Source organism: Acidobacteriota bacterium (assembly GCA_012517875.1).
Taxonomy (GTDB): Bacteria; Acidobacteriota; JAAYUB01; order JAAYUB01; family JAAYUB01; genus JAAYUB01.
Genome location: JAAYUB010000111.1, coordinates 25,792 through 42,959, shown reverse-complemented (window position 1 = coordinate 42,959; position 17,168 = coordinate 25,792). Strand labels below are relative to the sequence as shown.

The following is a 17,168-nucleotide window of genomic DNA, read 5'->3' as shown; positions in this document are numbered from 1 at the left end:
CCGCTTGCGTACCGATCGCACGGATACAATCACGCGGGGTTACCTCCTCGGTTCAAGTTGGAATCATATTGACGGGTTTTGTTTGCCATCGTGGCATTCTATTTCACGGACGACGGGAATACAACCGGCCCGAACAACCGGATCAACCAGGGGTCTTGCCGGAATCCAGCGCCGGGACTCTCTCCGGCCTTCCCCGGACCGTGTTGAGCTCGGTGAGCAGTTCGCGGATCCGCAGGGTGACGCGGTGCTCCTCCCCCAGGCTTGATCGCGCGGTGGCATAGGCAGGCTGCAGGACCGCCGCCGCCTCGGCATACTGCCGTCGGCCCATGTGGCATTTCGCCAGCGTCGTCTGCAGGCTGAGGATGGCCTCGTGGCCCGGCGGCCAAATCGCGCTGGCCCGCTCCAGCGCCGATCGGGCCAGTTGTTCCGCCTCGGCATACGCTTGCCGACGGACCAGTCCGCTGGCCAGATTCAGGGTTTCAATGATCGTGCCCGGATGGTTCGGTCCCTGGGTCCGCTCCCGAACGGCCAGATTCTCCCGGATGATCTGTTCGGCCTCCGGGCCGCGTCCCGCCCGCAACAGGTTGAGAGCTAGTTCGGAGTACGCGTTGAGCACCACGTTGTGTTCGCGCCCCATCTGCTTGGCGCCGAGAGCCAGCTCGTCTTGCAGGACCGCCGCGGCCTCGTCCGGACGGCCCCGCAGGCGCAGCACGCTGGCATAGGTGTTGGTGAGCATCAGTTCGGCGATCGTGCCGCGCTCCGGTCGGCGGGCCATGATATCCAGCCCCCGGCGGACGCTGCGCTCGGCGTCATCGAGGCGCCCGAGCGCCAGTTGGGCGTTGGCCAGCGTGAACAGATCCGTCGCCACGACCGTGTGCTCCGGGCCAAACTGTTTCTCATGGGCGGCGAGGGCGTGCTCCATGAGCGGGACGGCCTCGGCGTTCTTGCCGCGGTATGTCAGGATGGACGCCAGCACGCCCTCGGCGTCGAGCACCTCCGGATGGTCCGGACCCAACCCCGACGAGGCAGCCGCCAGCGCCTGGCGGGCGAACGTCTCCGCCTCCTCCAGCCGGCCCTGTTCCTGACTCGACGTGGCCAGCCGCAGACAGGTCTTGGCGCGGGCCGTCGGCGTTTGCCAGAACTCCAGAGTTTCCCGATAGATCTTCTCCGCGCGGGCCGGATCCCCCTTGGCCAGCCAGAAATCCCCCCATCGTTCGAGGGCAGTCAGCCGTTCCAGGCCAGCCGGGGCTTGCAAGGCCTTCAAGCCCTCGACCGCCTGCTCATGCAGCGGCTGGGCCTGGTCGAGACGGCCCTGGTTGGTGTACAGGAGCGCAAGGTCGGATATTGTCATCAGAGTGTCGGGATGCCGGAGACCGAGAGTCCGGCGGCGCAGTTCCAGCGCCGCGTTGAGCTGGGCGGCGGCGTCCTCAAACTGTCCCAGGACCATGTACGGCCTGGACAGGGCCATGTGCACGGCGGCTTTGGTCTCAGAGTCCAGGGTGGTGTCGTTGTTTAGGTTGATCGTAGCCCGTCGCAGCAGGTCCGCCACCCGCACATCCCGGCCGTCCAGGTACGGATCCGGAGATTGGAGCATCCCGGTCAGAAACGCCGTCACCTCCTCGGCCCGCTGGGCCTGGCGCCGGGCCTCCTGCTCCGCGCGGCGGGCCTGCAGCAGGGCCGCGGTCGTGCCCGCCAGACCGAGCAGCAGGGCGGCCGCGATGGCGGCGGTGGCAATGACCGCCGGCCGGTGCCGCCGGACGAATTTGCGGAAACGGTAGCTCCACTCGGGCGGTCCGGCGAACACCGGCTGGTGATTCAGATGGCGCTGGATGTCCGCCGCCATCTCCGCCGCCGTGGCGTAGCGGCGGTTCCGGTCCTTGGCCATGGCCTTCATGGTGATCCAGTCCAGGTCGCCGCGCAGGTCCCGGGCCAGCGCGCGCGGCTCGGCGCCTCGCCGGCCGGCCACTTCCGCCGCCGCCTCACCCAGCGTGCTGAGTTTGGAGCTTGGCGTGGGCGGCTCCACGTCGCGGATCTGCCGCTGCACCTCGGCGTAGCCCTTCTGCCGCGCCTCCGTCAGGTCGAAGGGGAGTCGCCCGGCCAGCAGCTCGTAGAGCAGGACCCCGAGGCTGTAGATGTCGCTGCGCGTGTCCACGTCGAGGGCGCTCATCTCCGCCTGCTCCGGGCTCATGTAGGCCGGCGTGCCGATGAGCTGGCCGATCTCGGTGTGGACCTCGCGGTCGGTGAGGCGCCGGCCGGTGGCCTTGGCCACGCCGAAATCGATCACCTTGGGAACCGCCTGCCCCTCCCGGTCCGTCACGAGGACGTTCGACGGCTTGATGTCCCGGTGGATGATCCCCTTGAAATGGGCGTGCTGGATGGCATGGCAGACCTGCATGAACAACTCGAGGCGCCGGCGGGTGTCGGCTTTCCGCGCATCGCAGTATGATGTGATGGGCACTCCCTGGACGAACTCCATGACGAAGAAGGGGCGTCCGTCGGGCGTGGTGCCGGCGTCGAAGACCTGGGCGATGTGGGGATGGCTCATGAGGGCCAACGCTTGGCGTTCCGATTCGAACCGGGCGACCACCGACTCGGAATCGCCGCCCCACCGCATCAGTTTGAGCGCCACGCGTCGGCTGACCGGCTCGCGCTGCTCGGCCAGGTACACAACCCCCATTCCCCCTTCCCCCAGCCGGTCGAGGATGGTGTAAGGGCCGACCCGGTCGTCGGGACCCAAGGCCGGGCGCAGCGCCGGGCCGCTCCGCTCCACCCGTTCGGTGGGCGCTTCGCCGCCGGCGGGCGGGGAATCGGGATGCTCGGGTTGCCGGTTCATGGTTGCCTCCTGCCGAATCAAGCTCGGCGCCCCCGGCCCGGCCGCCTGGGTCCCTCGGCCAGGGATTCGAGCTGGCGCATCAACCCGTGCAGCCGCGGCATAATCTCGGCCACGACGCTGCGCGGGTTGAAGCGCAGGTCATAGTAAAGGTCGGTGAATTCCAGTAGCAGTCCGGCGGGCAGGGCGCCGCCCAACCGCTGGGCGAATTCGCGCGGCGTCTCACGCGCCTCCTTCCGGAAGCCGGCCCGGGCGGCCAGTTTCAGGAAACGCTGATAGACCAGTCCGGCGGCCCGGCCCGGCCCGCCTTCGCGACGCAACCGCCGACCGGAGGCATCGAACCGCCGCCGCAGCCCCCACAGCGCCACGAGAGCCACGAGAACCGCCGCACCTATCGCCGTGAGCGCGCCGCCCCGCGCCTCCGCCAGATCGGCGGCGCGGAGCCACGCCACAGCCACTTGATCGTTCAGCCACTCCTGAACCCGCTTGAGCGTCCGGGCGACGGTCTGACGCCAACCCGCCGCGCCCGACCGAAGGGAACGGAGGAGTTGCACCTGATCGGAGACATCATAGTTGACCACGTCCTGGATCCAGAGAAACTCCACTGATTCGAGCAGATTATCCAGAAACGCCAGGTAGCGGGACCGATCGGGTTCTCGCACCGGCGGCGTGGCATCGAACTCCACCCAACCGGACTTGACGAAACAGGCTTCCACCCAGCTGTGGGCATCGGATTGCCGGACGACGATGACGCCGTTGAACGGATTGATGTCGCCCCGTTGAAAGCCGTTGACCACCTGCGCCGGGATCTTGGCATACCGCAACATGATGGCCAAGGCCGAGGCGAAGTACTCGCAGTGGCCGCGCTTCATGTCGAAGAGGAAGAACTCCACCGGGTCACGGTCCGGAGGACACGGCTCCATCTCCAGCGCATAGGCGTAATTAGTGCGGAGGTAAGCCTCCAGCGCCCGGGCCTGTCGGAAGGGCGAATCGATGCCACGGGTGACATCGGCCACTCGCTGGGCGATCCGCGGCGAGTACGCCGGGATCTCCAGCAGCGTCGTCGAGAGGCCGAGCGGATAGCCGGCCGGCGCCTGGCCGAGCTCCGCCTCGCTGTAGCGGTGAATGTCCGAGTAACCGGCGTAGCGGAATTTCTGATAATGCTCGTATCCCTTGGTGGGCGTGCCCGTGCAGGCCAGCGAGACGCTCCGGACGTCGCGGGTGAGAGCCAGTTGCCGGTGGGCCAGGAACAGCACCTGCGACGTGATGGGCTCAAGGAACACCTCCTGATACAGCAGCCGTTCGGGACTGTGACGTCGGGCCAGCGGATAGAGCCCCTCCGGGCTGAGCGCCACCACCTGCTTCCAGGGCACCGACAGCCCCCACCCGCGCCCGTCGTACCGGTCCAGGGCGATGCCCTTCCATTTCAGGTCCGGCGGCAGCCGGTCCGGTTCCGGATCGGTGCGGATCCGCATGACCACCGCGTCGTTGAGTTTGATCGAGGTGACGTCGCCGAGCTCGGTGGTGTCGGAAAACCCACTGATCTCCTGCCGGTCCGACAGGTTCAACTGCCACATGCCGAAAGACAACCGGGGCAGGATGGTGAACAGCGGGATCGTCAAACCGATCATCAGCACGTAGATCAACCCGCCCAGCGCGGTGACCAGTCCCGCCGACACGTTGATCCGGCCGGGCGAGGCCGGTTCCAGCGGCGGCCGCGGCGTCTCGTCAACATCCGTATCGCCGCGCTGGGAGAAGTAGATGGACGCCGTCCGGATCTCGAACAGCATCAGCGCCAGGATCCCCGCAATCATGAACCAGGACGCGAACAGCGCGAAGCCGATGTCAATCGTGAAGGTCGTGGACACCAGCAGATAACCGAACGCGATGAGGAACAGGTACAGGTAGTCCCGCGCCGTGCGGGCGGTGAACAGCTTCAGGATCGACACCGCCATGGCCACGTGGATCACCGCCACGGTGAACTCGCCCGCCAACAGGAGGAAATCCACCGCGAAACCGGCCACGAACGCGACGAAAATCGCCAGCATCGAGCCGCGCGTAAACCCGGCATGGCGGCGCGAGATCTCCTCTCCTTTGACGTAAGCCGCGGCCAGCGCCGCCAGGTAGACGGCGCAGGTGAGCCAACCGAGCTTGCCGGTGAAGGCCAGCGCTCCGAATCCCGACAGGATCAGCTGGTAGAACACGGTTTTGAAGAGGCGCCGGTATTTCATATCTGGTTCAGGTCCAGGTAGCCGTCCAGGTGCGGCGCGAGCCGGAAAAACATCGCCGGACTCCGAAAGGAGCACAGAATCAGACTGCCGGGCGCTTCCTCGGACAGCCAGGTCTCGAACGGCGCACTGTTGAGGGGATGCGCATTGGGCGCGTCTTCCACCGGGCGCAGGTATGACAGCGCCAGATCCTCCAGCACGGACGGCAGATCGCAACGCGCGCCCGCCTCCGGCGGTCGGCTGTGACTGGGCACGACCCGCACGCTTTTACCACGCTGGTACAACTCCATGGCCAGCGTGGCCAGGAACGAGATGGCCCGCTCGTAGCGCACCCGCACCTCGTCCAGGTTGCCCGGGTAGCCCTCATCGAGCACCAGGACGTAGGATTGGAGGGTCTCCGTGCTGTACTCCTTGACCAGGTAGCGTCCCACGCGGGCCGAAGCCTTCCAATGAATGTGGCGGACGTCCTCGCCGGGGATGTACTCCCGCAGCGCGAAGAGTTCCGCCCCCAGGCCTTTCCGCAGGATCGGTATGGTCTCCAGCTGGTGTTCCAGAGAGGACTGGAAATCGCCCTTCTCCAGCAGCTCGGGAAAGACGACGAGCTCGCCGGCCGCCTGGATCTTGCGTCCCTTGCGGAAGAAACCGAAGGGAAAGGCAGTCAGCACCTCGATGGCGTCGATCCGGTAGAGGCCGCGGTGCAGGAACCGCACCTGGAAGGACTGGGTGTCGGTGCCGCGCGGCGACAGGTACGGGAAGTAGGCCACGGTCCGCATGCAGGGGACGCCGCGCGCCTGGAGCGCTTGCGCGTCCAGCCGCTTCGGCTTGGTCTCGGCCAGCCCAGCGGCGGCCAGCCACGTCTTGTTGACCAGGTGGCCATCCACGCCCACGGAAAACGCCGGGAACCAGCGCTTGGCGTTAAGCAGCCGCAGGCGGTAGCTGGTGAATTCCCCGGCGAAGATCGAATCCTGGTAATCCACCGCCACCCGCAGGCTGGACAGCAGGATGCGGGACAGCTCGCCGGACACGGCGATGGCCGAGATCATGAACGCCAGCACGATGTACAGCAGGTTGTTGCCGGTGTTGACCGCGGCAACGGCGATCAGGAAGATCAGCCCGATGTAGATCCAGCCCGCCTGGGTGATGCGGAACCGGATGGACAGCCCCGCGCTGCGCAGGGCGTTGCGGGCCAGCACGGGCACGAAGAGCACCACTTCCGCCAGCAGGCAGATCATGCCGGCCAGCGCCAGAAAGAACCCCGGCCGGCGCAGTCCCTGGCGGAACATGGCCACCGCCAGCTGGAGGCAGACCAGCGACAGGCCGGACAGCACCAGCGACCAGAAAAACGGTCGTTTCAGGTTCCAGATGGACGTTTTCATCGGGCTCCGTGACGGACTCAGACCGGGACCGGGATACCCCCGATCAATTCGGCGATGACGGCCTCGGCCTCTTCCCGGATATCCATCAGGTGGGCGTATTTCTTTTTCAGGATGATGCGGTGGGAGAGCACCGGCACGGCCACGTGTTTCACGTCATCGGGAATGCAGTAGGACCGGCCGGACAGGAACGCCTGGACCTGGGCGGCCCGATACAGCGCCAGCGAGCCGCGCGGGCTCACCCCCACCTGGATGGCCGGAGAGCGTCGGGAGGCGGTGACGATTTCCATGATGTAGTCGAGGAGGCTTTCCTCGACCTCCACCTGCCGCGCGCGCTGGCTGAGCGCCTGAACTGCCGCCACGCCGATCGCCGGAGCCAGCCGTTCCACAGCCTCCGGCCCGCGGCTCTGCAGCAGGATGCGGCGCTCCTCGCCAGGATCGGGGTAGCCCACGCGGATGCGCATGAGAAAACGGTCCAGCTGCGACTCGGGCAACGGGAACGTGCCGTGATACTCTACGGGATTCTGGGTGGCGAGCACGAGGAACGGCGCCGGAAGCTGGTAGGTGACGTTGTCCATGGTCACCCGGCGCTCGTTCATGGCCTCAAGCAGGGCGCTCTGAGTCTTGGGCGTCGCCCGGTTGATCTCGTCGGCCAGCACGACGTTGGCGAAGACCGGGCCCTTCTTGAACTGGAACTCACCGGCCTCGGGAAAGAAGACGGAAACGCCCAGGATGTCCGACGGCAGCAGGTCGCTGGTGAACTGAACGCGCTTGAACGTCCCGTCGATGGAACGGGCCAGCGCCTGCGCCAACGTGGTCTTGCCGACACCCGGCACGTCCTCAATGAGGAGGTGGCCCTCCGCCAGCAGGGCCAGAACGGCCAGCCGGACGACATCCTCCTTGCCCAGCAGCACGGAACCGATGTTGTCGATGAGGGAGCGGATCTGTTCCAGGTCCTGGCCGTTGGCTGTCATCGCACTCCTGTGCTAGACCCTGAAATTCAGCACCTTCGATCCCTTGCCCACATCGAGGTGGAATTTCAGCGCCCGGGTGATGTAGATCTTGGCGTTGACGATCGCGTCCAGCAGCGGCATCCCTTTGGCCAGCCCGGCGGTGATCGCCGCTGAATAGGTACAACCGGTGCCATGCGTGTCGCCCACGGGTATCCGCTTTTCTTTCAGGAAGATGAATTCCTTGCCATCGAAGAACAGGTCGGTGGCGTCATCGAGAAGATGCCCGCCTTTGATCAGGACATTCCGCACACCGGTCTGATAGATCTGGAGCGCCGCGTCCTTCATGTCGTCGAACGAGGTTAGGGTCAGGCCGGACAATTGGGCCGCCTCCGACAGGTTCGGCGTGACCAGGAGCGCGTGTCCCATGAGGCGGCGGAGCGCATCCAGGGTGGTCTCGACCACCAGCTTGTCGCCGCTGGTCGCGATGAGCACCGGGTCCACCACGAGCTGCTTCAGCTTATACTGCTCCACGGCGGCCACGATGACCTCGATGGCGGCCGTGGTCGGAATCATGCCGGTCTTCAGCGGCTGGGGGCCGAGGTCGTCCAACACCATGGTCAGTTGGCGTCGGATGAAGTCCGGCTCCACCGTGAAGATGCCGTCCACGCCCGTGGTGTTCTGGGCGGTGAGCGCGGTGATCACGGCGCTGCCGTAGACATCGAAGCTGGAGAATGTCTTCAAGTCAGCCTGGATCCCGGCACCGCCGGAGGGGTCGGATCCCGCCACTGTCAACGCCTTGAATACACGGGGTTTGACCAGGATGGACCGAAAGGGCCGATGGGAACCGATGAGATCTTTGATCTTGCGTTCGGCATTCATGGGAGCTCCTCGGTATGGCGCTCAGAGCCCATGATACGACACGTGCGGCCAATTGGAAAGGGGATTGCTCCGCGCCCCCCGCCCGCACCGGTATCACTCGCCCCGACGGCGCCCGGCTCGATCTTCGACAAATGACACAAACATGTTTTACTGGCTTGATGAGATTTGCTAGAATGAGACAGCTTGAGATACACTGCACCGGATTCAGTTCCGAATTTCGAGGAGGTCGCGATGGAAGAGAAAAGCAGGTGGGGAGATCGGACGCTGTACTTCCTTCTGGGCGGATTTGTGGGCGCCACCATCGCCCTGTTGTTCGCCCCGCGTTCGGGCGAGGAGACCCGCGAGCTGATCGCCACCAAGGTCAAGGACGGGACGGAGGCGCTCAAGGATCACCTCCAGACCGCCCGCCAGAAACTCGTGGAAACGAAGGAAAAGCTTGAAGCCGACACCGCCGACCTGATCTCCCGTGGCAAGGAAATGGTTGCCCGTGAGAAAGAGGTCATCAGTGCCGCCATCGAAGCCGGCAAGCAGGCCTACAAGGGAGAGAAAGAATCCGTCAAGAAGAAGATCTGATTCCGATACCATGACAGGAAACCGGACATGGAAATGACGCTGTTGGTCCTGATTCTCGCCATTCAATCGACCGCGATGGTGGTGTTGACCGTCGTCGCATTCCGCGCCACCCGCAAGTTGGAAGAGAGCGCGCGCAAGCTGGATCGCTTCCTTGAGGACTCCGCCCCGAAAATCACCGAAGTTTTGAACGGCATGGGTGATTTCGTGAAGGCCGTCCGGCCGGTGGGTGAGCAGCTTGTGGACATCAGTTTGAACCTGAAGGAAGTTTTCCAGACCACCCGCGAAACCACCGATGACATCGCCGGTTTCCTCCGCGAGACCACGGCTGCCGCCCGGCAGCAGGTTTCCAAGATCGACAACGTCCTGACGGACACCGTCAAGAAGATGGAGCTCGTCACCACGTCCATTACCAACAACCTGCTGAACCCGTTGGCGGAAATCTCGGCGGTGGTCAAGGGCGTACGCGCTGCAATGATGTACCTGCGGGGCGACCGGCGCCACCGGGACGTCAATCAGGCGATCGCCGACGAAGAAATGTTCATCTGAGAATTACCGCGGGGGGACGCCCGCGCGGCGTCCCCCGTCTCCTCTCCCGCAAGCATCGCGCAGAAATCCTGTCGGCAGCGCCCGCTTGTCAGCGGCCGGACACAATGGCCACGCCCGAGCTGGTGCCGATCCGCGTCGCCCCCGCCTGGATCATCTCCACCGCCGTGGAGTAGTTTCGGATGCCGCCCGAGGCCTTCACCTGCATGGTGTCGCCCACTGTCTCGCGCATCAGCCGGACGTCGGCCACCGTGGCGCCTCCGGACGCAAAGCCCGTTGACGTCTTCACAAACTGGGCCCCGGCTTTTTTGGACAGCAGACAGGCGGTGACTTTCTCGTCCCGGGTGAGCAGGCACGTCTCCAGGATGACCTTGACGATGGCGCCTTGTTCCCGGGCCGCCTGCACGACGGCCCGGATGTCGCTCTCGACGAAGTCCAGCTCGCCGCCCTTGAGCGCTCCCACATTGATCACCATATCGATTTCGGCGGCGCCGTCCGCGATCGCCCGGCGCGCCTCCGCGACTTTCAGCTCCGTCACCATCGCCCCGAGGGGGAAGCCGATCACCGCGCATGTTTTGACCGTGGAACCCCGCAGGATCTCGGCCACCAGCGGCACCCAGCAGGCGTTCACGCAGACCGCGGCGAACCCGTACTGCAGGGCTTCGCGTGCCAGCTTGACGATGTCGTCGCGGACCGCATCCGGTTTCAGGATGGTGTGGTCGATCATGCCCGCCAAAGTCGCCGGCTGCGGCCCGCCGGCGGTGGCCGGCACCGCGGCACGCCGGGCCAGCTCCCGCATCACCTCGTCCGTGATGCGGTCGACCAGTCGGTTCAGGTCGGGGAGAGGCTTCATGGCTCAGTCCTTGAGGTACTTTTTCTCGATCTCACCGATCAGACGGACGCGGCGGGCGTGCCGTTCCTCACCGTACGGCGTGTCCAGCCACGTGCGCACGACGACCATCGCGTCGGCCGGCTGGAGCATCCGCCCGCCGAGCGTGAGGACATTGGCGTAGTTATGCTCCCGGCTGTTGCGGGCGGTGGCGGCGTCGTGGCAGAGGGCCGCCCGGATCCCCGGCACCTTGTTGGCCGCGATGCAGGAGCCGATGCCGGCGCCGTCGACGATGATGCCCAGGTCCTGGTGGTTATCAGCCACGGCCCGAGCCACCTTGTGGGCGAATTCCGGATAGTCGACGGCGCTGTCGGTGTGGGTGCCATAATCGAAGAACAGATACCCCCACTCCTGAAGCCAGCGTTTCACCGCCTCCTTCAGCGCGAAACCGCCGTGGTCGGAACCCACCGCGATCGTGGGATGTCCGGTGTCACCCTCGACACGCAGCCGGAGCCGGCGCTCGCGGACGACATCATGAACCAGGGGCGAGACGATTGTGCCCGGGGCGATCACCACATCCGTCTGCGGGGCAATCTCCGCCAAGTCGGAGGCGGTGAGCACCTTGCCCGCGAAACGAAACTCCCGCAGGCAGTTCCCGGTGGGCGGCGACGCCGGAGCAGGCGCCGTGCCCCCTCCCGCGACCGGTGGCGGTGCGGCGGAGGCAACGGAGGCCACCGGCGCGATTGGCGCGACGGGGGCCTGAACGCGCTCCACCTCCCGCCGGACGATTTCCTGGATGAGCTGCCGCAAAGAATCGGGTTCCATAGGTGCCCCTATTATACCGGAGGCTGGACCGCGAGCAACTGGAATCCTGTGGCGGTGGGCTCAGCGGTACCAGCCGATCTCCCGGATGTTGAGCCGGCCCGAAAAGCCAGGCATCGCGTTCTGACTGCTGATGGTGACAAACAGCCCGTCGAGCGTATTGAGCGGCAAGGTCTCGCGGCCGCCGCTCACCCGGTAGAAGCGCCGGAACGGAATGTACACCGGCTGCCCCTCCCCGTCCGGGCCCGCCCGGAACGAGGCGTAGTACCAGCGGTCGCCGCTGCGTAGCTCCAGATTGTAGCGCATCTCGGGATCGGACCTGGCGTCGATGTAGACACCCCGGCCACCGGACAGGTCCAGCGGCTCACGCAGCGCCAGCGCACACCAACTGGGGTCGCCCGGGTCGTTCGGCCGTGTCAGCGTGTACGCGAATTCGCCGTCCGATCCCGTGGCGGTGAACGCCGCCTGCGAGACGACATCGGTCTCCACCCGGAACCGCCTCCAGTCGATGGCGGACCGGGCTGCGGGCGGTGCGGTCTCATCAACCGGCGGACCCGTCTGGCGGTCGCCGATCCCGATCGGGTTGGAACTAATCCACGGCATCCCCATCGCGAGCGACGGATGGTCCCGGAGGTACACCTCCACCCGGTACATGCCGTCCGGCGCATCAGCCAGTTCCAGCCGCCCTGCGTCCGTCTGGCTAACGGGCTCACCATTTCGGAACAGGACGATGCGCGTGGCATACCCGGACACCGCGACCTCGACCTCCAGGTCGGCCCTGCCCGAAACGATGCGGCCGGGCGGGATGGTGCGGCCATCCTGCCGCGCGCAGAACTCGAATCGATTCGGCACGGCCGCGGCGCGGATCACCGAGAAAAAATCTCCTCGTCGCACGGCGGCCATGGGATCGCCGGCATCGGTCTGCCGGATGCCGAGCGCGAGCATTCCGAAGCCCAGCCGGTACGACGGCACCCGCACCGGCAGTTCCAGGATCGAGCGGAATCCGCCGTGGAGATCCAAACCATAGAATCCGTATGTCATCCCCCGCTCCAACAACTCGTCCCAGCGACGGATTTCCGGCTGCGGCCGCTGCAGCACTTTCAGGATGTGAAAATCTCCGAAGGGTGACGTCATCAGCATGTCGATCTGCTGGATGGTCCCGGCTTGACGCAGGGCGCTGAACAGATTCAGCACCTCGATGCCTTGCGGGCGGAAATCGTCGTCCCAGTAGCGCCAGCGGTATTTCGCCCATTCGGGGTAGAGCAGAACCGTGAAACCGCCCAGCGCCCGGACGTCAGCGATCGCATCCGGCGGCGAGGGCGGCAGAATGTAGCGCGGGATTCGGTTCAGGCCGACCACCAGCAGATGGCCGTCCGGGTGGCTGGTCTCCGATCCGCCGCAGAACCGGACGCCGTCGACAGAGCAGTCCAGAGCGCCGGCGGAAGGATTGGGGGCTCCGTGATCACCGAGGATCACGAATGAAATCCCCCGGTCCCGCGCCGCGGCGGCAATCTCCGACAAGGTGCCCAGGCCGTCGGAATACGTCGAGTGAACGTGAAAGGCGCCCCAGCAATAGGCGCTCTCCGGCAGGGCGGGCGAATTGTCGCCGGAGGCGAGCCAGATCGCGCAACCGGCGGCGACGCCCACAGCCAGGCATACCGCAGCGATGAGCCACCGGGTGCGGCAGAGCGGCTTCACGCTCCCTCCGCGTCGCCTGTTTCTGGCGGTTCATTCACCAGCCGGATGATCTCCTGGACAAGCTCCTCCAGCAGGCGGTCACGCTCCGGCTTGCTGCGGGCGTCGAGCCGGGCTCCGGCGGCGTCCGGGTGCCCGCCGCCGATGTTCTTCTGAGCGAAAAACTCGCCCCAATCCACCCGCCGCCCGTCGGGTCGCAGGAAGTTCCGGCCGATGGAAATGGTGACGGCGTTCGTCTTGACCTTGTTCTCGAAAACGGGGTAGACGCTGAGGATGTAGTCGACGCTCGGGTGATCGATCAGCGCCAGCTTCTTGTCCACCGCGGGCTGGAACTTGAGTCCGGTGAAATCGAGCAGCAGCAGCCGCCGGTTCTGGTCGCGGGGATCGAACCGGCTGATCTTGCGCAACACGTCGCGGTATTGCTCGCTGAGCCGGCTGTGTTCCCGGTAGCGGGCGGCCACCGTGGGTTCGGCGGCGCACGCAGCCAGGGGTCGCTGCTCCAGCAGCCCGGCCAGGAAGGCGTAGTACCGGAAACGGTCGCGCGGCGGCTCGTTGGGCAGGACCAGGCTCTCGTTGACCACCCGGCCCGGCGTCACCTGCAGCCAGGCGTCCAGGTCGGCAAAACTCATTGCGTCGAACTGGTCGATGGCGTCCACCAGCTCGGTGAAATGATCCGGATACGAGATGCCTTCGGCCTGATACCAGTTCAGGATGACCCGCGCGCACGACGGGGCCGGCTGCCTCAACCCCGGCAGGCTGGCGGGATCTACGCCGTGAAAGCCCGGTTCGTCAAAATTCTGTTCGTGGTGGTCGAACCAGACGGCGCACCGCCGGGCGAACGGCAGATCCAGTACGGCGTCTCGCTCGCCCACCGGTTCGTCGGCAAGGCGTTTCGGCGACGTGAAGCGGAACTCCGCCGGTCGGAAATGATGGGCGAAGATGGCCGCCGAGCCGATACCGTCAAAATCGTCATGCGTGTAGACCACCTCGATGGACATGTGTGCGCCTTCCGGTGTGGATGTTGATGCGGTTCCGACTGGCCGTTTCTCCGCGTCAGGCGATGCTGTGCACCAGCATGGCGATCAGGTAGACGGCGCCCAACGCCAGCAACAGCGCGCTGAGTCCGATGGCGAGGGTGCCGGACGGACGGCCCGTTGCAGCGGTCTCCGCTTGGCGGGCCCGCCAAGCGCGCCGCAGGGAGAGGGGCCCCAGCACGATGGTATTCAGCAGTAGAGGCGCGGTGAGGAACCAGGACGACTGCAGCCAGGCATCGAGGCTCTGGATGTGGCCGGCGGCTTCCTGAACGCGCGCCCACCCCTCCGGGCCCCGGATCGCCTGAAACGCAACCAGGATGATGTCCAGCCCCCGGGTCACCAGCAGCAGCGCCGTCCCCACCAGCCCGAGGATGGCCCCGGTGAGCGCCGTGTACCGGTCGTGGGTGGCGGGATCCTCGCTGACAGCACGTCCGCGCAGGCGGGAATGGACTACTCCGTAGCCGGCGTAGATCACGAAGCCGAAATTCAGCCACGCGGCGAACCGAAGCCACGAGGTGGGCGGGAGATAGTAAATCAGGTACAAGCAGGACAGGATCCCCAGCACGGGGAAGATGTGATTCCGCGCCAGCACGAACACCACGCCGGCGACACCGAGAATGATCAGCTTGGTGAGGATCGAAAAAGTGAACAGCGACAAGCCGAGGGCAAACGCGACGTAGAGTCCGATCGTCCAGCCCCACCCGCCCGGCACTCGGAACGACGGCTTCCGGTCGGGATCGCGCTTGCGGATCACAATGATGCCGCTGCAGACCAGGATGAACGCGAACAGCGTGCCGATGTTCGTCAAATCCACCATCTCGTCGATGCTGGCGATGGCCGAGAAGAAAGCGACGAACGCGCCCGTCATGAGTGTGGCCACGTGGGGGGTGCGGAAGCGGGGATGGACCTTTTGGAACATGGCCGGAAGCAGTCCGTCCCGGGCCATGGAGAAGAAAATCCGCGGCTGGCCCAATTGGAACACCAGCAGGACAGCCGTGTGGGCGATGACCGAGCCCAGCGCGACGATGCCCACCGCCCACCCCAAATGGGGGATGGCGTGTTCCAGCGCCATGGTGAGGGGCTCGGCCTGCTCGGTGGCCAGCTTCGTCCGGAGGTCCGGGTACGAGATCAGGCCGGTAAAGACGGCGGAGACGACCACGTAGAAAAATGTGCAGAGGATCAGCGACCCGATTATGCCGATGGGCAGGTTGCGCTTCGGATTGCGGGTTTCCTCAGCGACCGTGGAGACCGCGTCGAACCCGATGTACGCGAAAAAGACTATGGCCGCGCCCGCGCTGATGCCCGCCCAGCCGTTCGGTGCAAACGGTGTCCAATTCTCCGGCTGGACCCACTTCAGCCCCACCACAATGAAAAAGGACAGCACCAGGATCTTGATCCCCACCATGATCGCGTTGAAGCGGGCGCTGCCGCGGATCCCCATCACCAGCACAATGGAAATGGCAGCCACGATGAGTACGGCCAGCAGGTTGAAGACGATGGGGACACCGAACACATGGGGCGCGTCGCGGAACACGGTCGACTGCCCGGTCGCGTCGACGATCCGGGCGGCGGTCCGGTAATCCATGGAGAGCCAGTCGGGGATGATAATGCCGAGCCCGCGCAACAGCGTCTTGAAGTAGTTCGCCCAGCTGATGGCCACGGCGATGTTGCCCACGGCGTACTCGATGATGAGGTCCCAGCCGATGATCCAGGCCACGATCTCGCCCAGGGTGACATAGGAGTACGTGTAGGCCGAACCGGATATGGGGACCATCGACGCGAATTCGGCATAGCAGAGCGCGGTGAACCCGCAGACGACCGCGGTGATGATGAACGAGATCATCAGGGCCGGCCCCGCCCCCGGCCGATAGGCGTCGCCTGCCGCAGCGGTTCCAATGGTGGCGAAGATGCCGGCGCCGATGATGGCGCCGATGCCAAGCATGATCAGGTGGACCGGGCCCAGCGCCCGATTCAACCGGTATTCCGGTTTTTCGGCATCAACCAGGATCTGGTCGAGAGATTTGACCTGGAAGAGCTTTTTCAGCGACATGCCCACTCGTGCGACCTGCTGGATTATCCGCCGAACCAGATCCGGCCGGGACAGCATCTCGGCTCCGTGACTTCTCCACCCATCATTCCAAGACTTGCAGGCGGGTTATTATACCACCGTCGCATCGCAAGGCCATATATTTTTGAAGCACATCCGACACTTGCCGGGGAAATTCTGTTGGCTTGAATGTTCGGATCGGGTATAATTTGAGAAACACTGCACTCAACGGGGAATTCATGGTTCAAGAAACGGATTCCAGGGCGGAATACCACATCATTTTCTACGACAATTCCGATTCCAACCACGATCTGCTGCCGCAGACAAAGATCGCTTTGTTCGCGAAAAAAGTCGACCCGATGCCGGGCAACATCGATGCGCGGATCTACCAGGCGTACTTGAATCCCTACCTCATCCTCAGTGGGATGATCATCAAGGATGTCCTAGCCAAGAAAAACATCAAGGTCTTGATCAACTCGTTCTACAACTATCTCAAACCCACCCGTTACGACATGCTGGTGCTGGACAAGACCAAACTGATCCACACGTTTTCATCCGTGGAGGAGTTTTTCTACGACATCCTGTATCCGGATGACAAGGGCAAGACCCGGCCGTTGGAGCGCACCCCCCTCCGGGATCCGTCATTCCTCGGCGGCACCATGTCCAACACGCAGTTCATCCGCGAAAACCCCGTCCAGGCTGACGCCGGTCTGGCCGATCGCATGAAAACCAATCTGGACGTGGGTTTCCAGATTTTCCATTTCGAAAAGGTGTATACCATTTTCGACCGGCTGAACAACATCGTCATCCCCGAAGACAAGGCCATCACGGCGGTCAAAGAAGATCCCGAGATGAAGAAGCACATCATCAAAGTCGATCTGAAAAAGTACTCGGTGGCCTCGCTGGATGAAGTCGCGTTCCAGAAGAGCAAGATTTACTCGCTGCGCGGCCATTACCTGATTGGCCGCACGTTTTACAACAACACCGACATCGAGTCGGCCACCTACCTGATTGTGGAAAAGCCGCATGTGATCAATACCCTGGAGTTGTGCACCAACACCAAATGGATCAACATGATGGTGAAGAATTTCATCGACACATCCCCCATGACCGATGACCGCGAGATCATCAACCTGGTCTATCCCCAGGTTCAGGGCAAGCACATTCAGAATTTTCTCGGGCTTTCCCCGACGCTGCGGATTCCCTTTCTGAACAAGGACTACATCCTTGTGGACAAGGAGTGTCTCAAGGAGGATACCGCCGCGGCTATGCTGGTGCCTCCTCGCAAGTTCGTCGCCAACATGTATGAAGCCAAATACTTCCTGGACATCATCCAAAAAGACTAGCAACGAGCAGCTCCGT

The 17,168-nt window shown here is 64.5% G+C and carries 13 protein-coding genes; 3 read left to right on the top strand and 10 right to left on the bottom strand.

Annotation, left to right across the window (positions count from 1 at the left end):
• Positions 1 to 142: 142 nt before the first annotated feature.
• From GX414_12035 to thiD, 5 genes are read right to left on the bottom strand one after another with little or no spacing between them, the layout of a single operon-like run.
• Complete coding sequence (locus GX414_12035; GenBank protein ID NLI47825.1) at positions 143 to 2,833, bottom strand: tetratricopeptide repeat protein; 2,691 nt, start codon at positions 2,831 to 2,833, stop codon at positions 143 to 145.
• Positions 2,834 to 2,850: 17 nt separating this feature from the next.
• Complete coding sequence (locus GX414_12030; GenBank protein ID NLI47824.1) at positions 2,851 to 5,061, bottom strand: DUF3488 domain-containing transglutaminase family protein; 2,211 nt, start codon at positions 5,059 to 5,061, stop codon at positions 2,851 to 2,853.
• Complete coding sequence (locus GX414_12025; protein NLI47823.1) at positions 5,058 to 6,434, bottom strand: DUF58 domain-containing protein; 1,377 nt, start codon at positions 6,432 to 6,434, stop codon at positions 5,058 to 5,060. Before GX414_12025 ends, GX414_12030 begins: the two co-directional genes overlap by 4 nt.
• A gap of 17 nt (positions 6,435 to 6,451) precedes the next feature.
• Positions 6,452 to 7,405, bottom strand: a complete 954-nt coding sequence (locus GX414_12020; GenBank protein ID NLI47822.1) for a MoxR family ATPase — start codon at positions 7,403 to 7,405, stop codon at positions 6,452 to 6,454.
• A 12-nt stretch (positions 7,406 to 7,417) separates the two neighbouring features.
• Positions 7,418 to 8,263, bottom strand: a complete 846-nt coding sequence (gene thiD / locus GX414_12015; GenBank protein NLI47821.1) for a bifunctional hydroxymethylpyrimidine kinase/phosphomethylpyrimidine kinase — start codon at positions 8,261 to 8,263, stop codon at positions 7,418 to 7,420.
• Positions 8,264 to 8,494: 231 nt separating this feature from the next.
• Here thiD and GX414_12010 point away from each other — a divergent pair, with 231 nt between their 5' ends.
• Positions 8,495 to 8,836 carry a YtxH domain-containing protein gene (locus GX414_12010; protein ID NLI47820.1) on the top strand — a complete coding sequence of 114 codons (342 nt, stop codon included), beginning with the start codon at positions 8,495 to 8,497 and terminating at the stop codon, positions 8,834 to 8,836.
• 27 nt (positions 8,837 to 8,863) lie between these two features.
• Positions 8,864 to 9,382 carry a hypothetical protein gene (locus GX414_12005; GenBank protein NLI47819.1) on the top strand — a complete coding sequence of 173 codons (519 nt, stop codon included), beginning with the start codon at positions 8,864 to 8,866 and terminating at the stop codon, positions 9,380 to 9,382.
• An 88-nt stretch (positions 9,383 to 9,470) separates the two neighbouring features.
• On the opposite strand, the gene deoC is transcribed toward GX414_12005, so the two are convergent.
• From deoC to GX414_11980, 5 genes are read right to left on the bottom strand one after another with little or no spacing between them, the layout of a single operon-like run.
• Positions 9,471 to 10,178: a deoxyribose-phosphate aldolase gene (gene deoC / locus GX414_12000; GenBank protein NLI47818.1), complete on the bottom strand. Its 708-nt coding sequence runs from the start codon at positions 10,176 to 10,178 to the stop codon at positions 9,471 to 9,473.
• A 57-nt stretch (positions 10,179 to 10,235) separates the two neighbouring features.
• A complete protein-coding gene (gene rpiB, locus GX414_11995; protein NLI47817.1) occupies positions 10,236 to 11,033 on the bottom strand; it encodes a ribose 5-phosphate isomerase B in 798 nt (265 codons plus the stop codon).
• Between the two features lie 60 nt (positions 11,034 to 11,093).
• A complete protein-coding gene (locus GX414_11990) occupies positions 11,094 to 12,728 on the bottom strand; it encodes a hypothetical protein (protein NLI47816.1) in 1,635 nt (544 codons plus the stop codon).
• Positions 12,725 to 13,723 carry a hypothetical protein gene (locus GX414_11985; protein ID NLI47815.1) on the bottom strand — a complete coding sequence of 333 codons (999 nt, stop codon included), beginning with the start codon at positions 13,721 to 13,723 and terminating at the stop codon, positions 12,725 to 12,727. The genes GX414_11990 and GX414_11985 overlap by 4 nt, the downstream gene beginning before the upstream one ends.
• A gap of 55 nt (positions 13,724 to 13,778) precedes the next feature.
• A complete protein-coding gene (locus tag GX414_11980; protein NLI47814.1) occupies positions 13,779 to 15,809 on the bottom strand; it encodes an amino acid permease in 2,031 nt (676 codons plus the stop codon).
• A 236-nt stretch (positions 15,810 to 16,045) separates the two neighbouring features.
• Here GX414_11980 and GX414_11975 point away from each other — a divergent pair, with 236 nt between their 5' ends.
• Positions 16,046 to 17,152 carry a hypothetical protein gene (locus tag GX414_11975; GenBank protein NLI47813.1) on the top strand — a complete coding sequence of 369 codons (1,107 nt, stop codon included), beginning with the start codon at positions 16,046 to 16,048 and terminating at the stop codon, positions 17,150 to 17,152.
• The last annotated feature ends 16 nt before the right edge of the window (positions 17,153 to 17,168 follow it).

Excerpts from the sequence above, each read along its gene's own strand:
- GX414_12030 (NLI47824.1), bottom strand. The coding sequence starts at position 5,061 with ATGAAATACCGGCGCCTCTTCAAAACCGTGTTCTACCAGCTGATCCTG.
- GX414_12035 (NLI47825.1), bottom strand. The coding sequence starts at position 2,833 with ATGAACCGGCAACCCGAGCATCCCGATTCCCCGCCCGCCGGCGGCGAA.
- thiD (NLI47821.1), bottom strand. The coding sequence starts at position 8,263 with ATGAATGCCGAACGCAAGATCAAAGATCTCATCGGTTCCCATCGGCCC.
- GX414_12005 (NLI47819.1), top strand. The coding sequence starts at position 8,864 with ATGGAAATGACGCTGTTGGTCCTGATTCTCGCCATTCAATCGACCGCG.
- GX414_12025 (NLI47823.1), bottom strand. The coding sequence starts at position 6,434 with ATGAAAACGTCCATCTGGAACCTGAAACGACCGTTTTTCTGGTCGCTG.
- deoC (NLI47818.1), bottom strand. The coding sequence starts at position 10,178 with ATGCGGGAGCTGGCCCGGCGTGCCGCGGTGCCGGCCACCGCCGGCGGG.
- GX414_11980 (NLI47814.1), bottom strand. The coding sequence starts at position 15,809 with ATGTCGCTGAAAAAGCTCTTCCAGGTCAAATCTCTCGACCAGATCCTG.
- GX414_12020 (NLI47822.1), bottom strand. The coding sequence starts at position 7,405 with ATGACAGCCAACGGCCAGGACCTGGAACAGATCCGCTCCCTCATCGAC.
- rpiB (NLI47817.1), bottom strand. The coding sequence starts at position 11,033 with ATGGAACCCGATTCTTTGCGGCAGCTCATCCAGGAAATCGTCCGGCGG.
- GX414_12010 (NLI47820.1), top strand. The coding sequence starts at position 8,495 with ATGGAAGAGAAAAGCAGGTGGGGAGATCGGACGCTGTACTTCCTTCTG.
- GX414_11985 (NLI47815.1), bottom strand. The coding sequence starts at position 13,723 with ATGTCCATCGAGGTGGTCTACACGCATGACGATTTTGACGGTATCGGC.
- GX414_11975 (NLI47813.1), top strand. The coding sequence starts at position 16,046 with ATGGTTCAAGAAACGGATTCCAGGGCGGAATACCACATCATTTTCTAC.